9 protein-coding genes are annotated in these 18,485 nt (G+C 57.1%); 7 read left to right on the top strand and 2 right to left on the bottom strand.

The annotated features are described in order from the left end of the window. Positions 1-18: 18 nt before the first annotated feature. The 7 genes from AC3Y2E_RS23790 to AC3Y2E_RS23760 all read left to right on the top strand — a co-directional run bounded on the left by AC3Y2E_RS23790 (position 19) and on the right by AC3Y2E_RS23760 (position 15,716). Positions 19-5,460, top strand: coding sequence for a carboxypeptidase regulatory-like domain-containing protein (locus AC3Y2E_RS23790; RefSeq protein WP_379214810.1), 5,442 nt, complete (start codon positions 19-21; stop codon positions 5,458-5,460). 123 nt (positions 5,461-5,583) lie between these two features. After that, the gene (locus tag AC3Y2E_RS23785; protein ID WP_379214808.1) at positions 5,584-9,411 is read left to right on the top strand and encodes a heparinase II/III domain-containing protein; all 3,828 of its coding nucleotides are present in this window, start codon (positions 5,584-5,586) and stop codon (positions 9,409-9,411) included. Positions 9,412-9,531: 120 nt separating this feature from the next. Then, entirely contained in the window at positions 9,532-10,539 is a 1,008-nt protein-coding gene (locus tag AC3Y2E_RS23780) for a Gfo/Idh/MocA family protein (protein WP_379214806.1), read from the top strand. Between the two features lie 347 nt (positions 10,540-10,886). Continuing rightward, on the top strand, positions 10,887-12,350 hold the full coding sequence (locus tag AC3Y2E_RS23775; RefSeq protein WP_379214804.1) for a sensor histidine kinase: 1,464 nt from the start codon (positions 10,887-10,889) through the stop codon (positions 12,348-12,350). A 12-nt stretch (positions 12,351-12,362) separates the two neighbouring features. Next, complete coding sequence (locus tag AC3Y2E_RS23770; RefSeq protein ID WP_379214801.1) at positions 12,363-13,049, top strand: response regulator transcription factor; 687 nt, start codon at positions 12,363-12,365, stop codon at positions 13,047-13,049. Positions 13,050-13,335: 286 nt separating this feature from the next. Continuing rightward, complete coding sequence (locus AC3Y2E_RS23765) at positions 13,336-14,829, top strand: S-layer homology domain-containing protein (protein WP_379214799.1); 1,494 nt, start codon at positions 13,336-13,338, stop codon at positions 14,827-14,829. A gap of 83 nt (positions 14,830-14,912) precedes the next feature. Next, on the top strand, positions 14,913-15,716 hold the full coding sequence (locus tag AC3Y2E_RS23760) for an ankyrin repeat domain-containing protein (RefSeq protein WP_379214797.1): 804 nt from the start codon (positions 14,913-14,915) through the stop codon (positions 15,714-15,716). Positions 15,717-15,854: 138 nt separating this feature from the next. On the opposite strand, the gene AC3Y2E_RS23755 is transcribed toward AC3Y2E_RS23760, so the two are convergent. After that, positions 15,855-16,124 carry a hypothetical protein gene (locus tag AC3Y2E_RS23755; protein ID WP_379214795.1) on the bottom strand — a complete coding sequence of 90 codons (270 nt, stop codon included), beginning with the start codon at positions 16,122-16,124 and terminating at the stop codon, positions 15,855-15,857. Positions 16,125-16,156: 32 nt separating this feature from the next. Next, entirely contained in the window at positions 16,157-18,349 is a 2,193-nt protein-coding gene (locus AC3Y2E_RS23750; RefSeq protein ID WP_379214793.1) for a GDYXXLXY domain-containing protein, read from the bottom strand. Positions 18,350-18,485: the final 136 nt, after the last annotated feature.

Below are 18,485 nucleotides of genomic sequence, written 5' to 3'. Positions count from 1 at the left end.
ATGAAAGAAGGATGAGGCATGGGAAAACGGTTTAAAGTCCAAACCTTGGTCTGTCTCGTAATCGCTCTTCTTCTGTCATCGATGGTGTTCCCCGCTCCGGCCGCGTATGCGGATTCGTCAGGCGGAGGCCAAAGCGCTGCAGTCCCCCAGCCGATTCGTTACGACTCCGACAAGTGGGCCGTACTGCCGGAGTGGAATTCGGCTCCTGTAATCGACGGCCAGATGAACGAATGGATGTGGGGGCTCGCCGCGAGCCTCAAAGATTTCAAAACGGCTTATTACGGCCATTCCTTGTCGCAGGATGCGGAATACCGGGTCGCTTACGATGATAACCAGCTGTATATCGGCGGCAGTATCACCCGCTCGGAAGCGGATACGCTGGCGTTTATCGAGGTTCTTCTTCGTCCGGCCGCAGGCGGTAACGATTTCTATACGGTTAAAATTCCGCTCCCGACCGCACAAGCTCCCGTCTTGACGACGATCTGGAATCCGTCTCCCGACGTGACCAATTTATCGGCGGATGAGGGCAAGCACGTGATCCAGTCGTTTACGCACGCTACGACGGTTGAGCAGGACAGACGAATCGTCGAAGTGGCCATTCCGCTCTCCTCAATCGTGCCGGAGGGTGTGTCCGCAGGCGACGAGTGGCAGATGAACATTATGCACGTGCACAATCTGTACACGCAGCCGCTCAGCTCCTGGGTGGGGGTCCGGCAATCCGACCATTGGCATGAGAGCGGCCCCGGCGCGCGGATTCGCGCAAGCGTGATCGATCAGGACCGGATGGGAAGCATTTATTTCTCCCGTTTTCCGCGAGTGATCGTAGAGGCCGGGAAGGTGATGCTGCCCTGGCATCCGAAGGAAGCCAATACGGAGCTGCTGTACCGCGGGCATACGGAGAAGAGGCTGACCTTGACGCTGCCCGAGCTCCAAAGCGGAGCACTCGGCCAGCTGGGCAGCCAGGCGCTGAAAACGTCCACGGTCGAGCTGCTGTGGAAGGAACCCGGCAAGTCTTGGCAAAGTCTGGGCGATTATACGTGGAGCGAGGACGGAAGCTCCTTCCTTCTGGATTTCCAGCACCCGGCTCCCTTGGAGAGCGGAACGTACCAGCTGAGAATGGTGCTCTCGCCCAAGCTGGCGTTTCTGAAAGGAATTGCCACGCTGACGTTCGACCGGGATGCACTCGTATCGGCGGGCACAGCCGCGTATGCCGCCGGCGGAATACCGGAACCGGAAAATCCTGCCGGCAATGTCCCGTGGAGCGAGCCTTCGGCCGAGGTTCAGCGCATTAAGGCGCTTATTCCGCCGCAGCCGGGATTCGTCTTCGTCGGCTTGCCGGAGATGCCGGAATTGTATCCGGGCGGCGGACTGTACCAGCTCTCTGCAGACGGGCTCAGGCTGACGGCTCCGCGAACCGGGACCGTGTACCCGAACGACCAGTTTAAGGAAGACAAGGAGCTAGTGCTCACGAACGCGAAAGGCGAAACCGTCTCGATCCCGTACTACGAGGATGCCACCGGTAAACGTTATTTCATAACGGCGCATCTGTGGTATTTGCAAAAATCCCGGGCGATCAGCCAGGCGGCGGCCCTTGCGAAGGTGGACCCGTTGGGCGGAGCGCGTCTGCTGTACGAATTCGCCAAGGCGTACGAAGGCTACAATCCGACCGTCGACCGGGTGGCGGGCAATCTGCACGCGAACCTGTCGGCGGACAAACGGTCAGGTCCCCCGTACGCATACTGGGGCGGCATATGGGACCGTTGGTGGTACAACGATCTACCCCAACTGACTCCGCTGATTAAAGCTTACGCCGAGCTGAAGCAAACGAATGTGTTCGATCTGCTCGAGGCGGAAACCGGGGAAGACGTGGAGGAGCGGGTCGTGCAGAGTCTGATCGTTCCGTCCGCGGATTTCGTGCTGACGTATCCGGACTATCTGGGCAATATGTCGTTTCAGCCTTGGAAAGGGCTGATCGAGGTAGGCAAGGCGCTCGGGGAGCCGGACTATATCCACCGGGTCGTCGAGCTGATTGAAAGCCTTGTGACCCAGATGTTCCTGTCGGACGGCTACTGGCAGGAGGTGACGCCGAGCTATCACCTGCAGACCGTAAACGGCTTGAAGCAGGTAGCAGACCAACTGAAGGGCTGGAGCGATCCGGCGGGTTATGTGTCGCCGCGAACCGGTATCCGGTTCGACAATCTCGATATGGAGCAGCAGTTCCCGATTATCCGACGGGCGGTGGAAAACGGCAACAAGCTCGTCTACCCGGACGGAAAAGTGCTGCCGGTCACCGATACGTGGGCCAACGGCAAGCCGGCCAATCCGATAATCAACGGAGGCTCGTTCCTGCTGCCGGCTGCCAAAATCGGCCGTCTGGCCGGAGGCGAGGGACCGGGTCAAACCCAGCTGTACATGGGCTTTCAGCCGAAATACGGTCACGCTCATCTCGATCCGCTCAATCTGAGCTTGTACTCGCAAGGCCAGGAGCTGCTGCCCGATCTCGGTTATACGCACAATACGTTTTACCGCTGGTTCGCGCTTTCGACGATGGGACATAACACGGTTGTGGTGGACAGCGCGAATATGGTGAACGGCGCCCAGGCGAAGCAAGGCGGCAACGTCGAAGCTTTTGTAACGGAGGGCGGTTTGTTCCAGGCGATGCGCGCCGATTACGCTTCGGCGTACGGGGTCACGGAGGCATACAGCCGGGAGCCGTGGTTCGTGCCGTTCGCGGATGGAAGCGGGGAGCAGGGCTACGTGCTGGACCTGTTCCGCGTCAAGGGAGGAAGCCGGCACGAGTATACGCTGCAGGGGGACGCGAACCGCGATGCGGAATTTGCGACGGATATGCCACTCACCGATTACGGTCCGTATTTGCTGCCTCCGGGAACGAACGTGGTGCAGCCGGTAAGCAACAGCGACAGCGGCAGCGCGGAAGGCCATTATCCGGGTTATATCTACATCCGCGACGTGAAGCAGGCGCAATTGGAGGAAGACCGGTATGAACTGACGATGGTGACGAGTACCGGCGGTGAAGAGCAGGCGAAGCTGAACATAACCGGATTGCTCGAGCCGGGCAGCAACGAGCTGTATTTGGGACGGTCCCCGTCGCTCCGCTCGATTCGTCTTGGAGGCAGCGGCAGGGATAACAACGACGAAGCGGTGAAGTACACGATGCCGAAGCTGGTGCTGAGGCGGGACGGAACGAATCTGCAAAGCACATTTATGACCGTGATGGAGTCTTACCGCGGGAAGCAAGCCCGGATCGAAGCGATCGACCGGCTGCCGCTCGATCAGGCGCCGGAAGGCGCGGCGGCGGTTCGCGTCACCTACGGGGATACGACGGACATTTTGCTGAGCAATCCGAATCACCCGGAGCAGCCGCTCACGACCGGCGATGTGACGATGGTCGGAGAGATGGGCTTGATTCGGCTTATTAACGGGGAAGCGCGGGAGATGTCGCTCGTCGGCGGTACGCTGCTTAAGAAAGGCGATCAGCAAATCGCTGGACCGGGTCTAGCTGTGACGGGAAGCGTCAGCGGTACGAAACGGGCGGCAAAGGGCGACGCCTACGATGCGCTCGTCGTGGACGCCGCTGTGCCTGAAACGGCGGCAGGCCAAACGATCGTCGTGAATCATCCCGACCAAACCACAACCGGTTTTAAAGTCGGGCAGGTGCTGCGGGAAGGATCGCAGTCGATTGTGATGCTTGCCGAGCATGACCCGGGCTTTGAAATAATGGCGGACGGTTCGTCCCGGCAAGCCTTTTACCCCGGCCGCACCTGGACCGCGAATCATACGTTTTCCTTGTCCGGCACGGTAAGCGCCCAAGTGTACGGAGGTCCGCCTTCGCTGACCAGTTCGGTCACCGGCGCAGTATACGGGATGGACGGCAGACCGGTAGCGGGGGCGACGGTCCATGTGACCGGTTATACGAATCTTGCGGCGGTTACGGATGCCGGCGGATCGTTTACGATCCCCCATATCCCGTCCGGAACCCAGCGGGTGACGGCGTTCGGAGGCGGGTATGCCAAGACGGTATCGGATGCGATCGTTGCGGCTCCCGGTCAGACAGCTCATGTTACGCTTTTTATGGAGAGTCTGCCACCGGAGCTGATTGAGGTTACGCCTGCCTTGCTGATGGAAGGAGATCCGGTGCAGGCGACAGGCAACAGCAACGGGTACGTCCATCTGGTGCCTGCGGATACGCCGCCGACCAAGGAAGCGATCGAAACGGTGACCGCGAGCGTGTACGGAACGAGAGCGCAAGCGATGGCGAACGTACCGGCAGTTCTAAGCACGGAAGCGATAAGCGGCGGCAAATACAAAGTGTTCCTGATCAATGACAGCGGTCTGGTGTCTCCGGGCCAAGAAATTATCGTTCTGCCCCCCAATCTGACGAGGATGGAAGACACAAGTCCGTTCATCTCTTATGTCGGCAGATGGGAACGGTTCAACTCGTCCAACTATTCCGGCGGCACCATGATGCTGGGCCGGGAGAAAGGAGCCTACATGGATATTCCTTTCTACGGCTCGTCGGCTAAACTCATAGCCGATCTTCATACGGCCAGAGGCAAAGGAAACATATACGTCGACGGCGAATACGCCGCCACGATTGATTTCTACAGCTCTCCGATCCGCTATAAGCAGGAAGTGTTCGATACCGGTCCGCTGGAGGAAGGGATTCATACGATCCGGTTGGAGGCGCTCTGGGAGAAACAGCCGAGCTCGACCGGCTACAACGTTTCGTTCGACGCGCTTCACATTGTTCCGTCTGATTTTCTACTCACGGGAGTACCGCAGGGGCCGCTCGTACAAGGCGAGGCAGTAACTGCCTCGAGTTCGAGGAACGGGACGTTGTACCTTGTTCCGGCTGATACGGCAACCACTCGCAACGCAATCGAACAGGCGGGCGCGGGCACGGGCGGGAGGATGTCTCCTGCAGCGGCCGGCATTCCGGGGTCGCTGAATACGAGCGGATTGCCTGCCGGCTGGTATAAAGTGTACGCGATCGATGCGCAAGGCAAAGTATCCCCGGGATCGGCTGCGATCGCTATCGTGGACCCGCAGCAGCAAGCGGCGGTTATGGAAGATCATGATCCGATGGTGAGGTATACGGGAGATTGGAGAACGTACACCTACACGGCTTATTCGGGCGGTACGATGAAGCTTGCTTTCGAGAAAAACGCATATGTGGAAATTCCGTTTTACGGCACATCGGCTGTATTGGTCACCGACCTTCATACGGCGCGCGGCAAAGGCGCGGTGTACGTCGACGGCGTATTTGCAGGGAATCTCGATTTTTACGGCTCTCCGATCCGTTACAAGCAGGAAGTGTTCCAGACGGGGACGCTGGCGGAAGGGGCGCATGTTCTGCGGATCGAGGCGTTGTGGCAGCACCATGCCAGCTCGACGGGTTATACGATACCGTTTGATGCGTTAAAGGTATCGGCGAACTAGGAAATGGCGCAAGCCTGTTTCGCGGCTTTTTGTAAGAAAGGTTGAAGCCTCCCCCAAAAGTATGTCGCCCAGCAACGGAAACGAACTTGCTTTTGGGGGGATTTCAGACAGGAGAGGATCGGGATGTCGAAGAGATTGCTCTCCGCAATCGGGGGATGGCTCGTGATTGGTATCGTTCTCGCAACCGCGATCGGGTCGTATAACGATCGTACAGCCGGCAGACGGGTGCCGGACGGCGCTTTCCAGCCTTACACGGATAAATGGGCGATCGTTCCCCCGGCGGGGCAAGCTCCGTCGATAGACGGAAACCGGGATGATCCGGTCTGGAACGGGGCGGCCGTGCTCGGAGACTTCAGGACCGCCTACTATGCACGCCCGCTGTCCCGCGCCGTAGAGTACCGGGCCGTTTATGACAAAGACTATTTGTACATCGGCGGCAGGATCGCCCGTTCGGAGGCGGATACGCTGTCGCATATTGAAGTCATCGTCCGGCCGGCTGGCCGGGATGACGGTTTCTATGTCGCGCGTATACCGGTGGCGGCCAATGCGCCGGTCGCTTTATCCACGATCTGGAATCCGTCTCCGGATGTCACGAACCTTTCCGCCGATACGGGCAAGCGGATGATCCGCTCGTTCCGCTACGCCGTATCGGGGCAAGAAAGCGGCGGAAGCGGCGCCGGACCAACGCCGGACCGAGGGCCGGCCGCAAGCGATCCGTTGGTCGTGGAGACGGCGATCCCGTTCTCCGAATTGCTGCCTGCCGGCGGCCGTGCTGCCGAAGGTGACGAATGGCAGCTGAACATCGTGCATGTGCACCATCTGTACACGCAGCCGCTCAGCTCCTGGGTGCCGGTCCGTCAGTCGGATCATTGGCATCAGAACGGGACGACGGCCAATCTGCGCGTCAGTCTGGTGGACCAGGATCGGCTGGGCAGCATCTTCCTGGGCCGGTTGCCGGACCGTCTGGCTGCCGGGACGGGAAGTTTCGCCGCATGGCGTCCGGAGGACGCTCTGTTGATGGATAACGGTTTTACCGCCAAACAGTTGAGGTTCACGTGGAAGGAGACGAAGCTGTCCGCATCCGACGTGCAGCTGTACTGGAAAGAGCCGGGAGGCTCGTGGCAGCAGTTGAACGACGCGGATGTCAGCCGGAAAGGCTCCGCTTATTCGGTAGACTTCCGGCATCCGGCTCCGAAAAAAAGCGGACTGTATCATCTGCAGCTCGTTCTGGCGCCTGCCGCATCCTCCGGCCGGACGACGGTGCTGACGTTCGACCGCGACATGCTGACCGCCTCCGGCGATGCAAAGTATGCCGCTTCCGCTCCGGCGAATGGCGCGGCGAAGGATTCATTGGCCGAACCCGTCCCGTGGAGCGAGCCGTCGGCTGAGGTTCAGCGGATTAAGGCGCTGATACCGCCGCAGCCGGGGTTTATCTTCGTCGGCTTGCCGGAGATGCCGGAACTGTATCCGGGCGGCGGACTGTACCAGTTATCCGCGGACGGGCTCAAGCTGACGGCGCCGCGCACCGGTACGGTGTATCCGAACGACCGGTTCAAGGAAGACAAGGAGCTTGTACTTACGAATGCGAAAGGCGAAACCGTCTCGATCCCGTACTACGAAGATGCTTCCGGCAAACGTTACTTCATTACGGCGCATCTGTGGTATTTGCAAAAATCCCGGGCGATCAGCCAGACGGCGGCGCTCGTGAGGACCGACCCGCTGGGTGCGGCGCGTCTGCTCTACGAATTCGCCAAGGCGTATGAAGGCTACAATCCGACCGTCGACCGGGTGGCGGGCAATCTGCATGCGAACTTGTCGGCTGACAAACGCTCGGGTCCCCCGTACGCGTACTGGGGCGGCATATGGGACCGCTGGTGGTACAACGATCTGACGCAGTTCACTCCGCTCATTAAGGCGTATGGACAATTGAAGCGCACGAATGCGTTTGCGCTTCTAAACGAAGAAGCCGGAGAAGACGTAGAGAAACGAATCGTGCAGGGACTGATCGTTCCGTCGGCGGATTTCGTGCTGACGTATCCGGACTACCTGGGCAATATGTCGTTTCAGCCTTGGAAAGGACTGATCGACGTTGGCAAGGCGCTCGGGGAGCCGGACTATATCCACCGGGTCGTCGAGCTGATCGAAAGCCTTGTGACGCAAATGTTCCTGTCGGACGGCTACTGGCAGGAAGTAACGCCGAGCTACCACCTGCAGACGGTGAACGGCTTGAAGCAGGTGGCGGATCAGCTCAAAGGCTGGAGCGATCCGCCGGGTTACGTATCGCCGCGTACCGGCATCCGGTTTGACAATCTCGATATGGAGCAGCAGTTCCCGATCATTCGCCGGGCGGTCGAGAACGGCAACAGGCTGGTCTACCCGGACGGGAACGTGCTGCCGGTCACCGATACGTGGGCAAGCGGCAAGCCGGCCAATCCGATAATCAACGGAGGCTCGTTCCTGCTGCCGGCGGCCAAAATCGGCCGTCTGACCGGAGGAGCGGGACCGGGTCAGACGCAGCTGTATATGGGTTTTCAGCCGAAATACGGCCACGCGCATCTCGACCCGCTGAACTTGAGCTTATATGCACAAGGCCAAGAGCTGCTTCCTGACCTCGGTTACACGCACAATACGTTTTACCGCTGGTTCGCGTTATCCACGATGGGACATAACACGGTTGTGGTAGACAGCGCGAATATGGTGAACAGCGCGCAGGCGAAGCAAGGCGGCAACGTCGAGACTTTTGTGACGGAGGGCGGCTTGTTCCAGGCGATGCGCGCCGATTACGCTTCGGCGTACGGGGTGACGGAGGCGTACAGCCGGGAGCCGTGGTTCGTGCCGTTCGCGGACGGAAGCGGGGAGCAGGGCTACGTGCTGGATCTGTTCCGCGTCAAGGGAGGAAGCCGTCACGAATATACGCTGCAGGGGGACGCGAACCGCGATGCGGAATTTGCGACGGGTATGCCGCTTACCGATTACGGTCCGTATTTGCTGCCTCCGGGAACGAAGGTGGAGTTGCCGGTGAGCAACAGTGACAGCGGCAGCGCGGAAGGTTTCTATCCCGGGTATATCTACGTCCGCGACGTGAAGCAGGCGCAGTTGGACGGCGATCAATACGCGGTGACCCTCGTAACGGAGCGTAACGGGACTCCGCAATCGAAGCTGAACATTTTCGGGTTGCTGGAACCGGGGGATAACGAGCTGTATCTCGGGCGTTCCCCTTCGCTTCGGTCCATCCGCATGCTTGGCAGCAGCAAGGACAATAACGACGAAGCGGTGAAGTACACGATGCCGAAGCTGGTGCTGAGGCGCGAAGGCGTGAACTTGAGCAGCACCTTTACGACCGTGATGGAGCCGTACAGCGATCGGGCTGCCCGGATCGAATCAGTCGAGCGGCTGCCGCTGAACGGGGCGCCCGAGGGCGCTGTAGCGGTCCGAGTCACCTACGGGGACACGACAGACATCCTGCTGAGCAATCCGAATCACCCGGAGCAACCTCTGACGACCGGTGATGTGACGATGGTTGGAGAGATGGGCCTGATCCGACTGACGGGCGGAGAAGTGCGGGATATGTCGCTCGCAGGCGGCACGCTGCTTCAAAAAGGCGATCGGAAGGTGACAGGTCCGGGCGCCGTATCCGGCACGATCCGTGATATATGGCGCAAAGCGAAGGGTGATCCGTCCGATGCGTTTGTGACCGATCAGGACGTACCGGAACAGGCAAAAGGCCGCTATATCCTCATCCGTCACCCGGACGGAAGCAAGTCCGGGTTCAAAATCGGGGACGTGCGCCGGCAAGACGGGAAGACGCTGATTGTCCCGGCGGAGCACGACCCGGGGTTCGAGATGGCGGAGGACGGCTCGTCGCGTCAAATGTTTTATCCCGGACAGTCGTGGACGGGGCCGGGAACGCATACGTTTGCTTTACCGAATATCGAGCGGTTGAATCGATAACAGGAAGTTCGGCGGTTCGCCTTTGCACAGAACCGTCTTCACTGAATCGGCCGGGGAAGTCAGCGCTGCTGGCGGCTTCCGGCCGTTCTCAACACTACTGGGAGAACAGGGAGCGAGATTATGAAACCCTATCGGGCAGTCGTCATTGGAGCGGGGAAAATTGCGGGCATTCATTTGCAGACGCTGCATGAAAACGGAAGAACCGAGCTTGCGGCCGTAGCGGATATCGACCCAAGCAAGGCGGAGTCTGCTGCTTCCGCTTACGGAATTCCCATGTATACGGATTATAAAGAGATGGTGCTGACGCAGAAGCCGGATATTGCGGTCATCACGCTGCCTCATTTCCTGCACAAGGAATCTGCCATCTGGTGCGCCTCTCACGGATGTCACGTGCTGGTAGAGAAGCCGATGGCGATGAATGTCCGGGAATGTATCGAGATGAACGAAGCGGCGCGCGCCAGCGGCATTATGCTCGCGGTCGGACATATGCAGCATTATTATCCGGTGAACCGGAAGGCGAAGGAGATTATCGAGTCGGGGAAGCTCGGAAAGCTCGTGATGGTGATCGACCGGAGATGGAGCGATTATTTTACCGATGACCGCCCGTCCTGGTTTCTGAACAAAGCGCAGTCCGGAGGCGGGATCGTCATCAATATCGGCAGCCATTCGATCGACAAGCTGCAATGGCTGACCGGCAGCCGGGTAACGAGCGTCAAGGCGAGCCTGACGTATTTCGGAGACCGGGGAGATGTGGAGGGAAGCGCCAGTCTCCAATTGAAGACCGATTCGGGCGTTGACGCGAACCTATCGCTGAGCGGTTACCGCAACGTGATGACGAACGAAACGGAGCTGCTGTTTACGGACGGTCAATTAAAGATTGAGGGCAGCCGCAGGCTGTGGATCAGCGACAAATACAACAAATCGTTTGAACCGATTCTAACGGATCATCAGCCCGGCGCGTTCCAGGTGCAATGGGACGACCTGCTGGATGCGATCGGAAGCGGTCATGAGCCGGGAATATCCGGCCGATACAGCCAAAGCGTCGCTGCCGCGGTCGCCGCGGTGTACCGCTCTCATGAGACCGGCACGGAGCAAGCCGTCGAGGAGGCAGAAGCACGGATCGTTTAGATCCGTGCGGATTTGCCCGCGATCATTGCGGCCCCAATTGGAACGGACTTACAACAATCAGCCTTTCGAAACATCTGTAACGACCCGAACGATCCCCCTCTCTATACTTCCTCCCCTCCCTTGTGCTAATGTAATAGCTAACTAACAGTACGTGTTCAAAAAGTCCGGTTTTCAGCACCGAGAAGATGGGATGAAGCTAGGAAATGAGGAGCGGAGCGTAGTGGAAACTACGTGAGCACCGGAAGTTCCGGATGAATTCCATATTCGATGTCGAGCAGCTTCCTGTATCTGCTTCGTGATCAAAAGCGGACTTTTTGAACAACCTCTTACAGCAAGGGAGGTCCGCCATGTCCGTACGCTCCAAAATTATCGTTTCCTATACGCTCGTGCTCGTCGTTACGATCCTCATTTTTATTACGACGGCTTTTTTGGTCGCCTTGGCGGTCACGGGCGACGCGAGAAGCTTCAAGCCGTTTTATACGATCCATTTTACGCTGCAGCCTTTAACGCCGGAGCAGGAAAGCTTGTACATGGATTTAAAATATATCGCGAAGACGAGCCCGGAGAAGCTGTACGACGATAGTCTTCAGAAAGATTACGAGTTTCAGCTCCGCGTAGCGAAATCGACGCTGCTGATCCGTAAGGAAGGCGATGTCGACTTTGCCTCCCCGCAGCTGGAAGGAACCGGCGTGGAGCGGGTGCTGCCCGATTACGAGCTGGACAATATCCGAATCCGCAGCTCGGTCAACATCGGAGACCGGTTTTACGGCTATGCCAAATACGACTTCGTTCTGCCTGACCAGTCGCGGGGCAGCTTGTTCGTCATCCGCGAGCTCAGCCCGTTTGCGGCTTTGACCAGCAAATTGCTGCCTTTGCTTATCTCGCTGCTGTTTGTCGTATTGGTGCTGGCGAATGTGATGCTGTATTTCTTTATCACCCGGCGGATCATCAAGCCGCTCGATACGCTGCGTATGTCCGCCGCCCGGATCAAGGAGGGCGACCTGGATTTCCGGGTTGAGGCCCAGTCCCAGGACGAGATCGGCATGCTCAGCCAGCAATTCGAAGATATGCGCCGCAAGTTGAAGGAATCGGTCGATTTGCAGCTCCAGTACGAGGCCAACCGCAAAGAATTGATCTCCAACATCTCCCATGATCTGAAAACGCCGATTACGACGATCAAAGGGTACATTGAAGGGATACGCGACGGCGTGCCGAACACAAAAGAAAAGATGGACAAGTACGTCGATACGATCTACACGAAGGCGGTAGCGATGGACCGGCTGATCGACGAGCTGTTTCTGTACTCGAAGCTTGATTTGAAAAAGGTGCCGTTCGATTTTGTCCGGACCGACCTGCGGGCGTTTATCGACGGTCTCGTGGGAGAGCTGCGTTTCGAACTGGAGCAGCAAGGGTTTCAGGTGGAATGGGCAGGCAAGGGCGGCGCTCCGTTCTACGTTCTGCTTGATCCGGACAAGATGAAACGCGCGATTGTGAATATTGTCGAGAACAGCATCAAATTCTGTGATAAGCCGGACAAAAAAATTCGATTTACGTTAACGGAGGAAGCCGGCAAGCTCAAGCTGACGATCGAGGATAATGGGCCCGGCATAGCCGAAGATGCGGTCCGCTCCGTATTCGACCGGTTTTATAGAGCCGAATCGTCGCGCAATATGCGGACCGGGGGAAGCGGTCTCGGACTGTCGATCGCCAAGCAAATCGTGGAAGGCCATCAAGGTTCGATCGGCGTGGCAAGCGAACCGGGTGAAGGAACGGTTGTTTCAATCACATTTCACGTTTACGAAGAAACGTAGGAGTCGATCACGATGAAGCACATATTGATCATTGAGGACGAGACGAGCATAGCAGAGCTCCAGAAAGACTATTTCGAATTAAACGGTTTCCGCGTCGACATGTGCCATACCGGCCGCGAAGGGCTGGAGAAGGCGCTGCAAGGGGATTACGATCTGATCGTGCTCGACTTGATGCTGCCGGGGATCGACGGTTTTGAAATATGCCGGAGCATCCGAAGCGCCAAAGAAGTTCCGATCATCATCGTGTCGGCGAGGAAAGAGGAAATCGATAAAATACGCGGCTTCGGCACAGGCGCCGACGACTACATGACCAAGCCGTTCAGCCCGGGTGAGCTCGTCGCCCGCGTCAAAGCCCATCTGTCCCGATACGAAAGACTGGTCGGCAAAAAACGGGCCGATGACGAGATCCGTATCCGCAATTTGACGATTCATACGGCGTCGCGCCGCGTGTTCGTAGCGGAACGGGAAGTGACCTTTACCGCCAAGGAGTTCGACCTGCTTACGTTTCTGGCCATTCATCCGGACCGGGTGTTCAGCAAGGACGAGTTGTTCGAGCGCATATGGGGAGCCGATTCGCTGGGCGACAACAACACGGTAACGGTCCATATCCGTCGGATCCGCGAAAAAATCGAGTCCGACCCGTCCGCTCCGCAGTTCATCGAGACCATATGGGGCGCGGGTTACCGGTTCTCCGTCTGACAGAGGTTGTTCAAAAAGTCCACTTTTGATCACGAAGTCGATCCATAAGCCTGCTCGACATCGAATATGGAATTCAGCCGGAACTTCCGGTGCTCACAAAAGCTGCCACTACGCTCCGCTCCTCATTTCCTAGCTTCATCCCATCTTCTCGGTGCTGAAAACCGGACTTTTTGAACTCGTACTAACAGTTAATAAATATTTAATCTCCGGTTTCTTTCGAGTTTAGAATTGTCCGTTATGATGAATGCATGAAGTCGCAATCATTATAATCCGGGAGGAATTCAAGATGAAGAAACCACTTATGACTCTTTTCGCGGCCGCCGTCATCGGCTCCGCGTCGCTTATTCCTTATCATGCCCAAGCTGCAGCCGTTGACACGACCATCGCTGCCGCACTTAGCGATTTGTCTGAAGTGGGCTCCTACCGCAGCGCGATTGAAGGGTTGATCAAGCTGGACGTGCTGTCCGGCTACGAGGACGGAACCTTGAGGCCGAACCGCGAGCTGAGCGGCGCCGAGATCGCCAAAATTGCGGTAAAAGCGTTCGGCCTGCAGCCGAAATCGGACGGAGCTCCGCTGCCTTCCGACATTTCCGAATCCGAATGGTATGCGTCGTATGTACAGGCATTTCTCCACAACGGACTAAAGCTTGGCACGGGCGGCAAGTTCGCACCTGCGGTGCAAGTGACTCAGCAGGATCTTGTATCGATTGTGGCAACATCGCTTAATAAAAAACCGGCAATCGTTCAAAAATGGGTGACCGATTATACCCCGGGCAAGGCGGTAACCCGCGGGGAGGCGGCACAGCTGATCTGGAAGTCGATCCCGCACCTTCCTTCCGCGAATGCAGAAGTGACGAGCGTGAAGGCGCTCAACCCGGTGACGCTTGAAGTCACGTTCTCCGCACCGCTCACGGCTGCTGACGTCAACCTGGATCAGGCGAAGAAAAATTTCACCTTCGACAATGACATGATGCTCTTGAATGTACCACAATTAAAAACCGGAGCCGTCTCCACCTATATCGTTCCCGTAACGGTACAAGCGGCCGGAAAGACGTATACGATGTCGTATAAAGGCAAAACCGCCGGTACGTTCGAAGCGGTAACGAACAAAATTCCGACCGGTACGGCTCGTCAGGTGACCAGCGACACGTTCGAGATCGAAACCTTGCTTGAAGACGGAACGGCAGATTACGGCTATGTGGTGGAAGCATACTACGGCAGCCGCAACGGCCAGGAGCTGACTCTGGACGAAAATAACCGGGCAAACGGCAAAACGTATGCGATCATCTCCTCGCTGCGGGATAAATCCGTAACGATCACGCCGGAGGGCGGACAGCCGATCGTGGCCAAGTACGTGCCGTTTACACAGGCGACCGACGGACGTCAAGCTCCGAAATACCGTCTTCCTGCCGGCGAAACGTTAAAGCCCGGCGTAATCTATACGGTGTCGTCCGACTGGTCGACGATTAAAGTGCCATCCTTCAAGGCTCAATCGGTAGCTCCGCTCGCGATCCAATCGGCAAGCGCGATAAACGAGACATCGATCGAAGTCGTCCTGAATGCCGATCCGAAGGACGAGCTGTTCGCGCTTCGCAGCGTAACGCTTACCGCCGAAGACGGAACCGCGGTTACCGCTATGTACAAGTTCCAAAGCCGCAAAGGTGCGGCGGGTACGTTCGATTTGACGAACGGCGCGAAGCTTGCGCCGAACACGACTTACAAAGTGACGGCTTCCGGCGATTGGGCTTCCGCAGATCAGGTAACGTTTGCTACGAAATAAAAGCATAAAACCGACCGGGCAACGTTCGGGAAGAAGGATCTCCTCGGAGGTCCTTTTTCATCAGGATGAGGAGGTAGGTCTAGATGGATATTTGGTATAAAATAGGGTTGATAACGTTAATATCCGCCATGCTGGCAGGCTGTCAGGCCGCGCCGGCGCCAAGCGGACAGGGTGACGGAGAACAGATGCGAACCGAAACGTCCCAACAGCCGAACGAAACGCAGCCGCAGCCGAGCGAAACGCCCGCACAGCCTGCGGCAACACCACAAGATGAAAGGAGCGCCGGCGAATTGAGCAAACAGTTGATCGAAGCGGCGGAACGCGGGGATACCGGCGTTGTAAGAACATTAATTTTGCAAGGAGTGGCTATCGACGGCCGGGACGACAGAGGCCGTACGGCCGTTATGGCTGCGACGCACGGCAATAAACCGGAGACCGTGAAAGCGCTGATCGGTGCCGGAGCGAACATCCATATTCAGGACGACCGGCAGGACAACCCGTTTCTGTACGCAGGCGCCGAAGGACTGCTGGATATTTTGAAGCTGACGATCGAAGCCGGAGCGGATACGAAGCTGACCAACCGGTACGGCGGCACCGCATTGATTCCGGCGGCCGAGCGCGGTCATGTGGACATCGTGAAGGAGCTGCTGACGACGACGGATGTGGATGTCAATCACATTAACCGGCTCGGCTGGACGGCTCTGATGGAAGCCGTCGTTCTGGGCAACGGGGGCGTCAAGCACCAGCAGATCGTGCAGCTGCTGATCGATCATAAAGCGGATGTGAATATCCCCGACAAAGACGGAGTAACTGCCCTGGAACACGCCGTCAAACGAAAGTATAAAGATATCGAGCGCATTCTGATCGAGGCAGGGGCGAAGAAGTAATCATTCGGACCACTGACGTACCGGACGCGCCTAAATAAAGACGCAGCCATCATCGCTTGCGAGAAGCGGTGATAGCTGCGTCTTTTGTCGGTTAGGCTGTCGTTGACGTATTTCTATACGGCCGGCAGGGTGTTGCGCCTATTCGTTTCCGGTGTTGGTTCTTTTCCTCCATTTGTTTGCGATTCCGTCTATGCCCCATCCGGCGATCAGCCAGAACAGCAGTGTAATCAAGTAATAACCGGCCAGCGGAATTCGGACGTAGGATCGTACTGTTACGCTTGCTTCATGCAACCAAAGCGGCGGACTTGTCAGAAATAACACGATGTTGTAATCGTCGGCACCCGATAGATTAAACAAAATGACAGCGGCGTACACGACCGGAAGCCAAAACTTCGCTTGCTTGAGCATGTTTGGGCCCTCCCTGAATTACCGGTATTCGATCAAGGCAAGTTCGGAAGCAGCCGGGCGACCAGCGCGTCGCCGTTGCTTGCGACTTTCACTTCCGCATATTTCGCCGTCCGTTCCACGTCCATGCCCGTTCCTTCCGGAACGAAGAAATGCTCGATGCCGTATTCGATCGTCCGCCAGCTTCTCCATTTGCCGTTCAGCACCACTTCGCCCGGCTGGAGCGCATACGACTTGTCGTACAGCTGTTTGAACTGATGCACTCCGGACGGCGACTTGGCCAGCACTACGGATACTTTGCCGCTTTCCTCCGGCGTATTGTCGGTCCAATCTCTTCCGAACGGCTCGGAAACGGTATACCGCAGCTGTACGTAGTCTCCTTGCAGCAAAGAACGCGGGTCCAAAGGAAGGAGCTCCAGATATACGGTCTCTCCGCGCGCCAGTATCGTTTCGCTCCGGCCGATCTGGACCGACAACAGCATCAGGCAGGAAACGACTACGGCCGCCATCCAGAACGAGCGGACACGCGGTCGGATATCAGACAACCGTTCCTCGGGAGCGTTCCGGAATTTCCGCTCCAGCCAGTAGGTGACCAGCAGGAGGAGGCAGCCGATGAGCGCGAGGCTCCACGACTTATGCAGCAGCTTCCACGCGGTATCGTAATATTTCCAGAAGACGAACAACGTCCAAAATCCGAAGGTGACCCGGTATGCCGCCCTTTCGCCCAACCGATGCGCACCGACGATACAGGCGAGCAGAACGATAAAATAGAGCAGGTCGTACTCGTAACGTTGTGAAGCAAAAGTCAGCAGCAGGAACAAGGTCAAAAACGAGTAATACCCGCACCAGCGCATGGCGGACCGGAACGTGCCGACCGGTACGAAGCGATGCAGCCAGGAGATAACCGGCATGACGCAAGTTAGGAGAAGCAGCACCTGCACGGTATCGTCAAGCAGCATAAACAGCCACAGTCCCGCGATCGTAACGGCTGCCGTAAAAAACATCGAACGTTCTGCCAGTCCTGTCGCGAATGTGAACATCAGAGCGCAAACAACCAGGTAGACGAGAAGGAGCAGCGTAAATTCGTCGAACAGGGCGGAGCCTACGCCGATGCATAATCCGATCGACAATAACGAGTAGCGGATTACCGGATTCAGCTTACGCGCGGCCGTCATGGCGATCGTCAGAAACAACCCGGCGCTGTTTAATACATTTAACGGCTCATCGAGATCGAAGACGAGGATCAGAAAACCGATCAAGCTGACGGCCCCGATCACCGTTCCGACGAAAATAGCGGTTATCGAAAGCACTCTGACGATCCAATGCCGGAGCGCTTTGCCGCTTTCCTTCTGTTCCTCATCGCCCTCGGCATCGTCCGGAGGAACGAGTGATTTGACGTATTGTATCCATTTCGCACTGCCCCATATAAACAGCCCGGCGAACAGAAGCGACAGGATGAAAAACGATTCGCCGGCTTCGAAATGTAGAAGCAGCTCGATATATTTCATAATGAGATACACCGACACGAACAATCCGGTTCCGAGCAAATACGGCTGGTTCGCTTCCCGGATGTAAAGCCGGACCCATACGACGAACAAAACAACCGCCGCAACATTGAATATCTGTGCGTAATCCTCGAACGCAAACGAGTTGGAGAGCAGGATGACGATCCCGTTTAATACCGTAAAAGCGGTCGCTGCCAGAAATGCGCCCCGGAGCCGGTTCGTCCGGACGAGATAGTAGAGCAGTCCGTTAATGAAAGCGAGCAGAGACAAGATGCCGATCGCTTCAACGTCCTCGTAATCGACAAAACCGGTATTCGGAAAAAAGTACAGCCAGTAGGCCAGCGTACCGAGAATATAAGCGAGTACGGTGAATGGTTGCCAATTGACCTGTAAGGCGAATACGATCGATGCTGCGCACCAGACGGCGTACAGGGCGTAACTGTCGGCATGCGAATTGTACGTTTGCCCGATTACCAAAAGCGCGACGCCGAACGTGATGCAGCAGGAGAACAGGGAGAGCCGGCTTAGAAACTGCCGTCCCGGACGCCCGGCCAAATAGACGGACAAGCCGTACAAGGCCGCAAGCAGAATCATGATCGGGGCAAACTTTTGCCAGCGGTCCAGCGAGCCCCAATTGGAGGCGAAGAAATAGACGAGAGAAGCGAGCAGCGAGCTGCAGCCGAGCATGTATCCTGCATTGTAGCCGAAGGATTGGGTTTTCATGGTGATTCCTCCCTGAAGCTTTAGTGGAGTAACATATCGAGTCCTCTTGATCTTATTGTATCCGCTTGGCTCCGGATTTCTAAGTACTAACTTTCTCTAGTACCTGGTCATAATCGCTGCTTATAAATTACCCGGA

It is taken from the genome of Paenibacillus sp. MAH-35 (assembly GCF_058135425.1).
The sequence above is the reverse complement of the archived record's forward strand: the minus strand, read 5'-3'. Positions and strand labels throughout refer to the sequence as shown.

Coding starts and splice junctions, on each gene's coding strand:
- AC3Y2E_RS23775 (WP_379214804.1), top strand. CDS start 10,887: ATGTCCGTACGCTCCAAAATTATCGTTTCCTATACGCTCGTGCTCGTC.
- AC3Y2E_RS23790 (WP_379214810.1), top strand. CDS start 19: ATGGGAAAACGGTTTAAAGTCCAAACCTTGGTCTGTCTCGTAATCGCT.
- AC3Y2E_RS23765 (WP_379214799.1), top strand. CDS start 13,336: ATGAAGAAACCACTTATGACTCTTTTCGCGGCCGCCGTCATCGGCTCC.
- AC3Y2E_RS23780 (WP_379214806.1), top strand. CDS start 9,532: ATGAAACCCTATCGGGCAGTCGTCATTGGAGCGGGGAAAATTGCGGGC.
- AC3Y2E_RS23770 (WP_379214801.1), top strand. CDS start 12,363: ATGAAGCACATATTGATCATTGAGGACGAGACGAGCATAGCAGAGCTC.
- AC3Y2E_RS23785 (WP_379214808.1), top strand. CDS start 5,584: ATGTCGAAGAGATTGCTCTCCGCAATCGGGGGATGGCTCGTGATTGGT.
- AC3Y2E_RS23750 (WP_379214793.1), bottom strand. CDS start 18,349: ATGAAAACCCAATCCTTCGGCTACAATGCAGGATACATGCTCGGCTGC.
- AC3Y2E_RS23760 (WP_379214797.1), top strand. CDS start 14,913: ATGGATATTTGGTATAAAATAGGGTTGATAACGTTAATATCCGCCATG.
- AC3Y2E_RS23755 (WP_379214795.1), bottom strand. CDS start 16,124: ATGCTCAAGCAAGCGAAGTTTTGGCTTCCGGTCGTGTACGCCGCTGTC.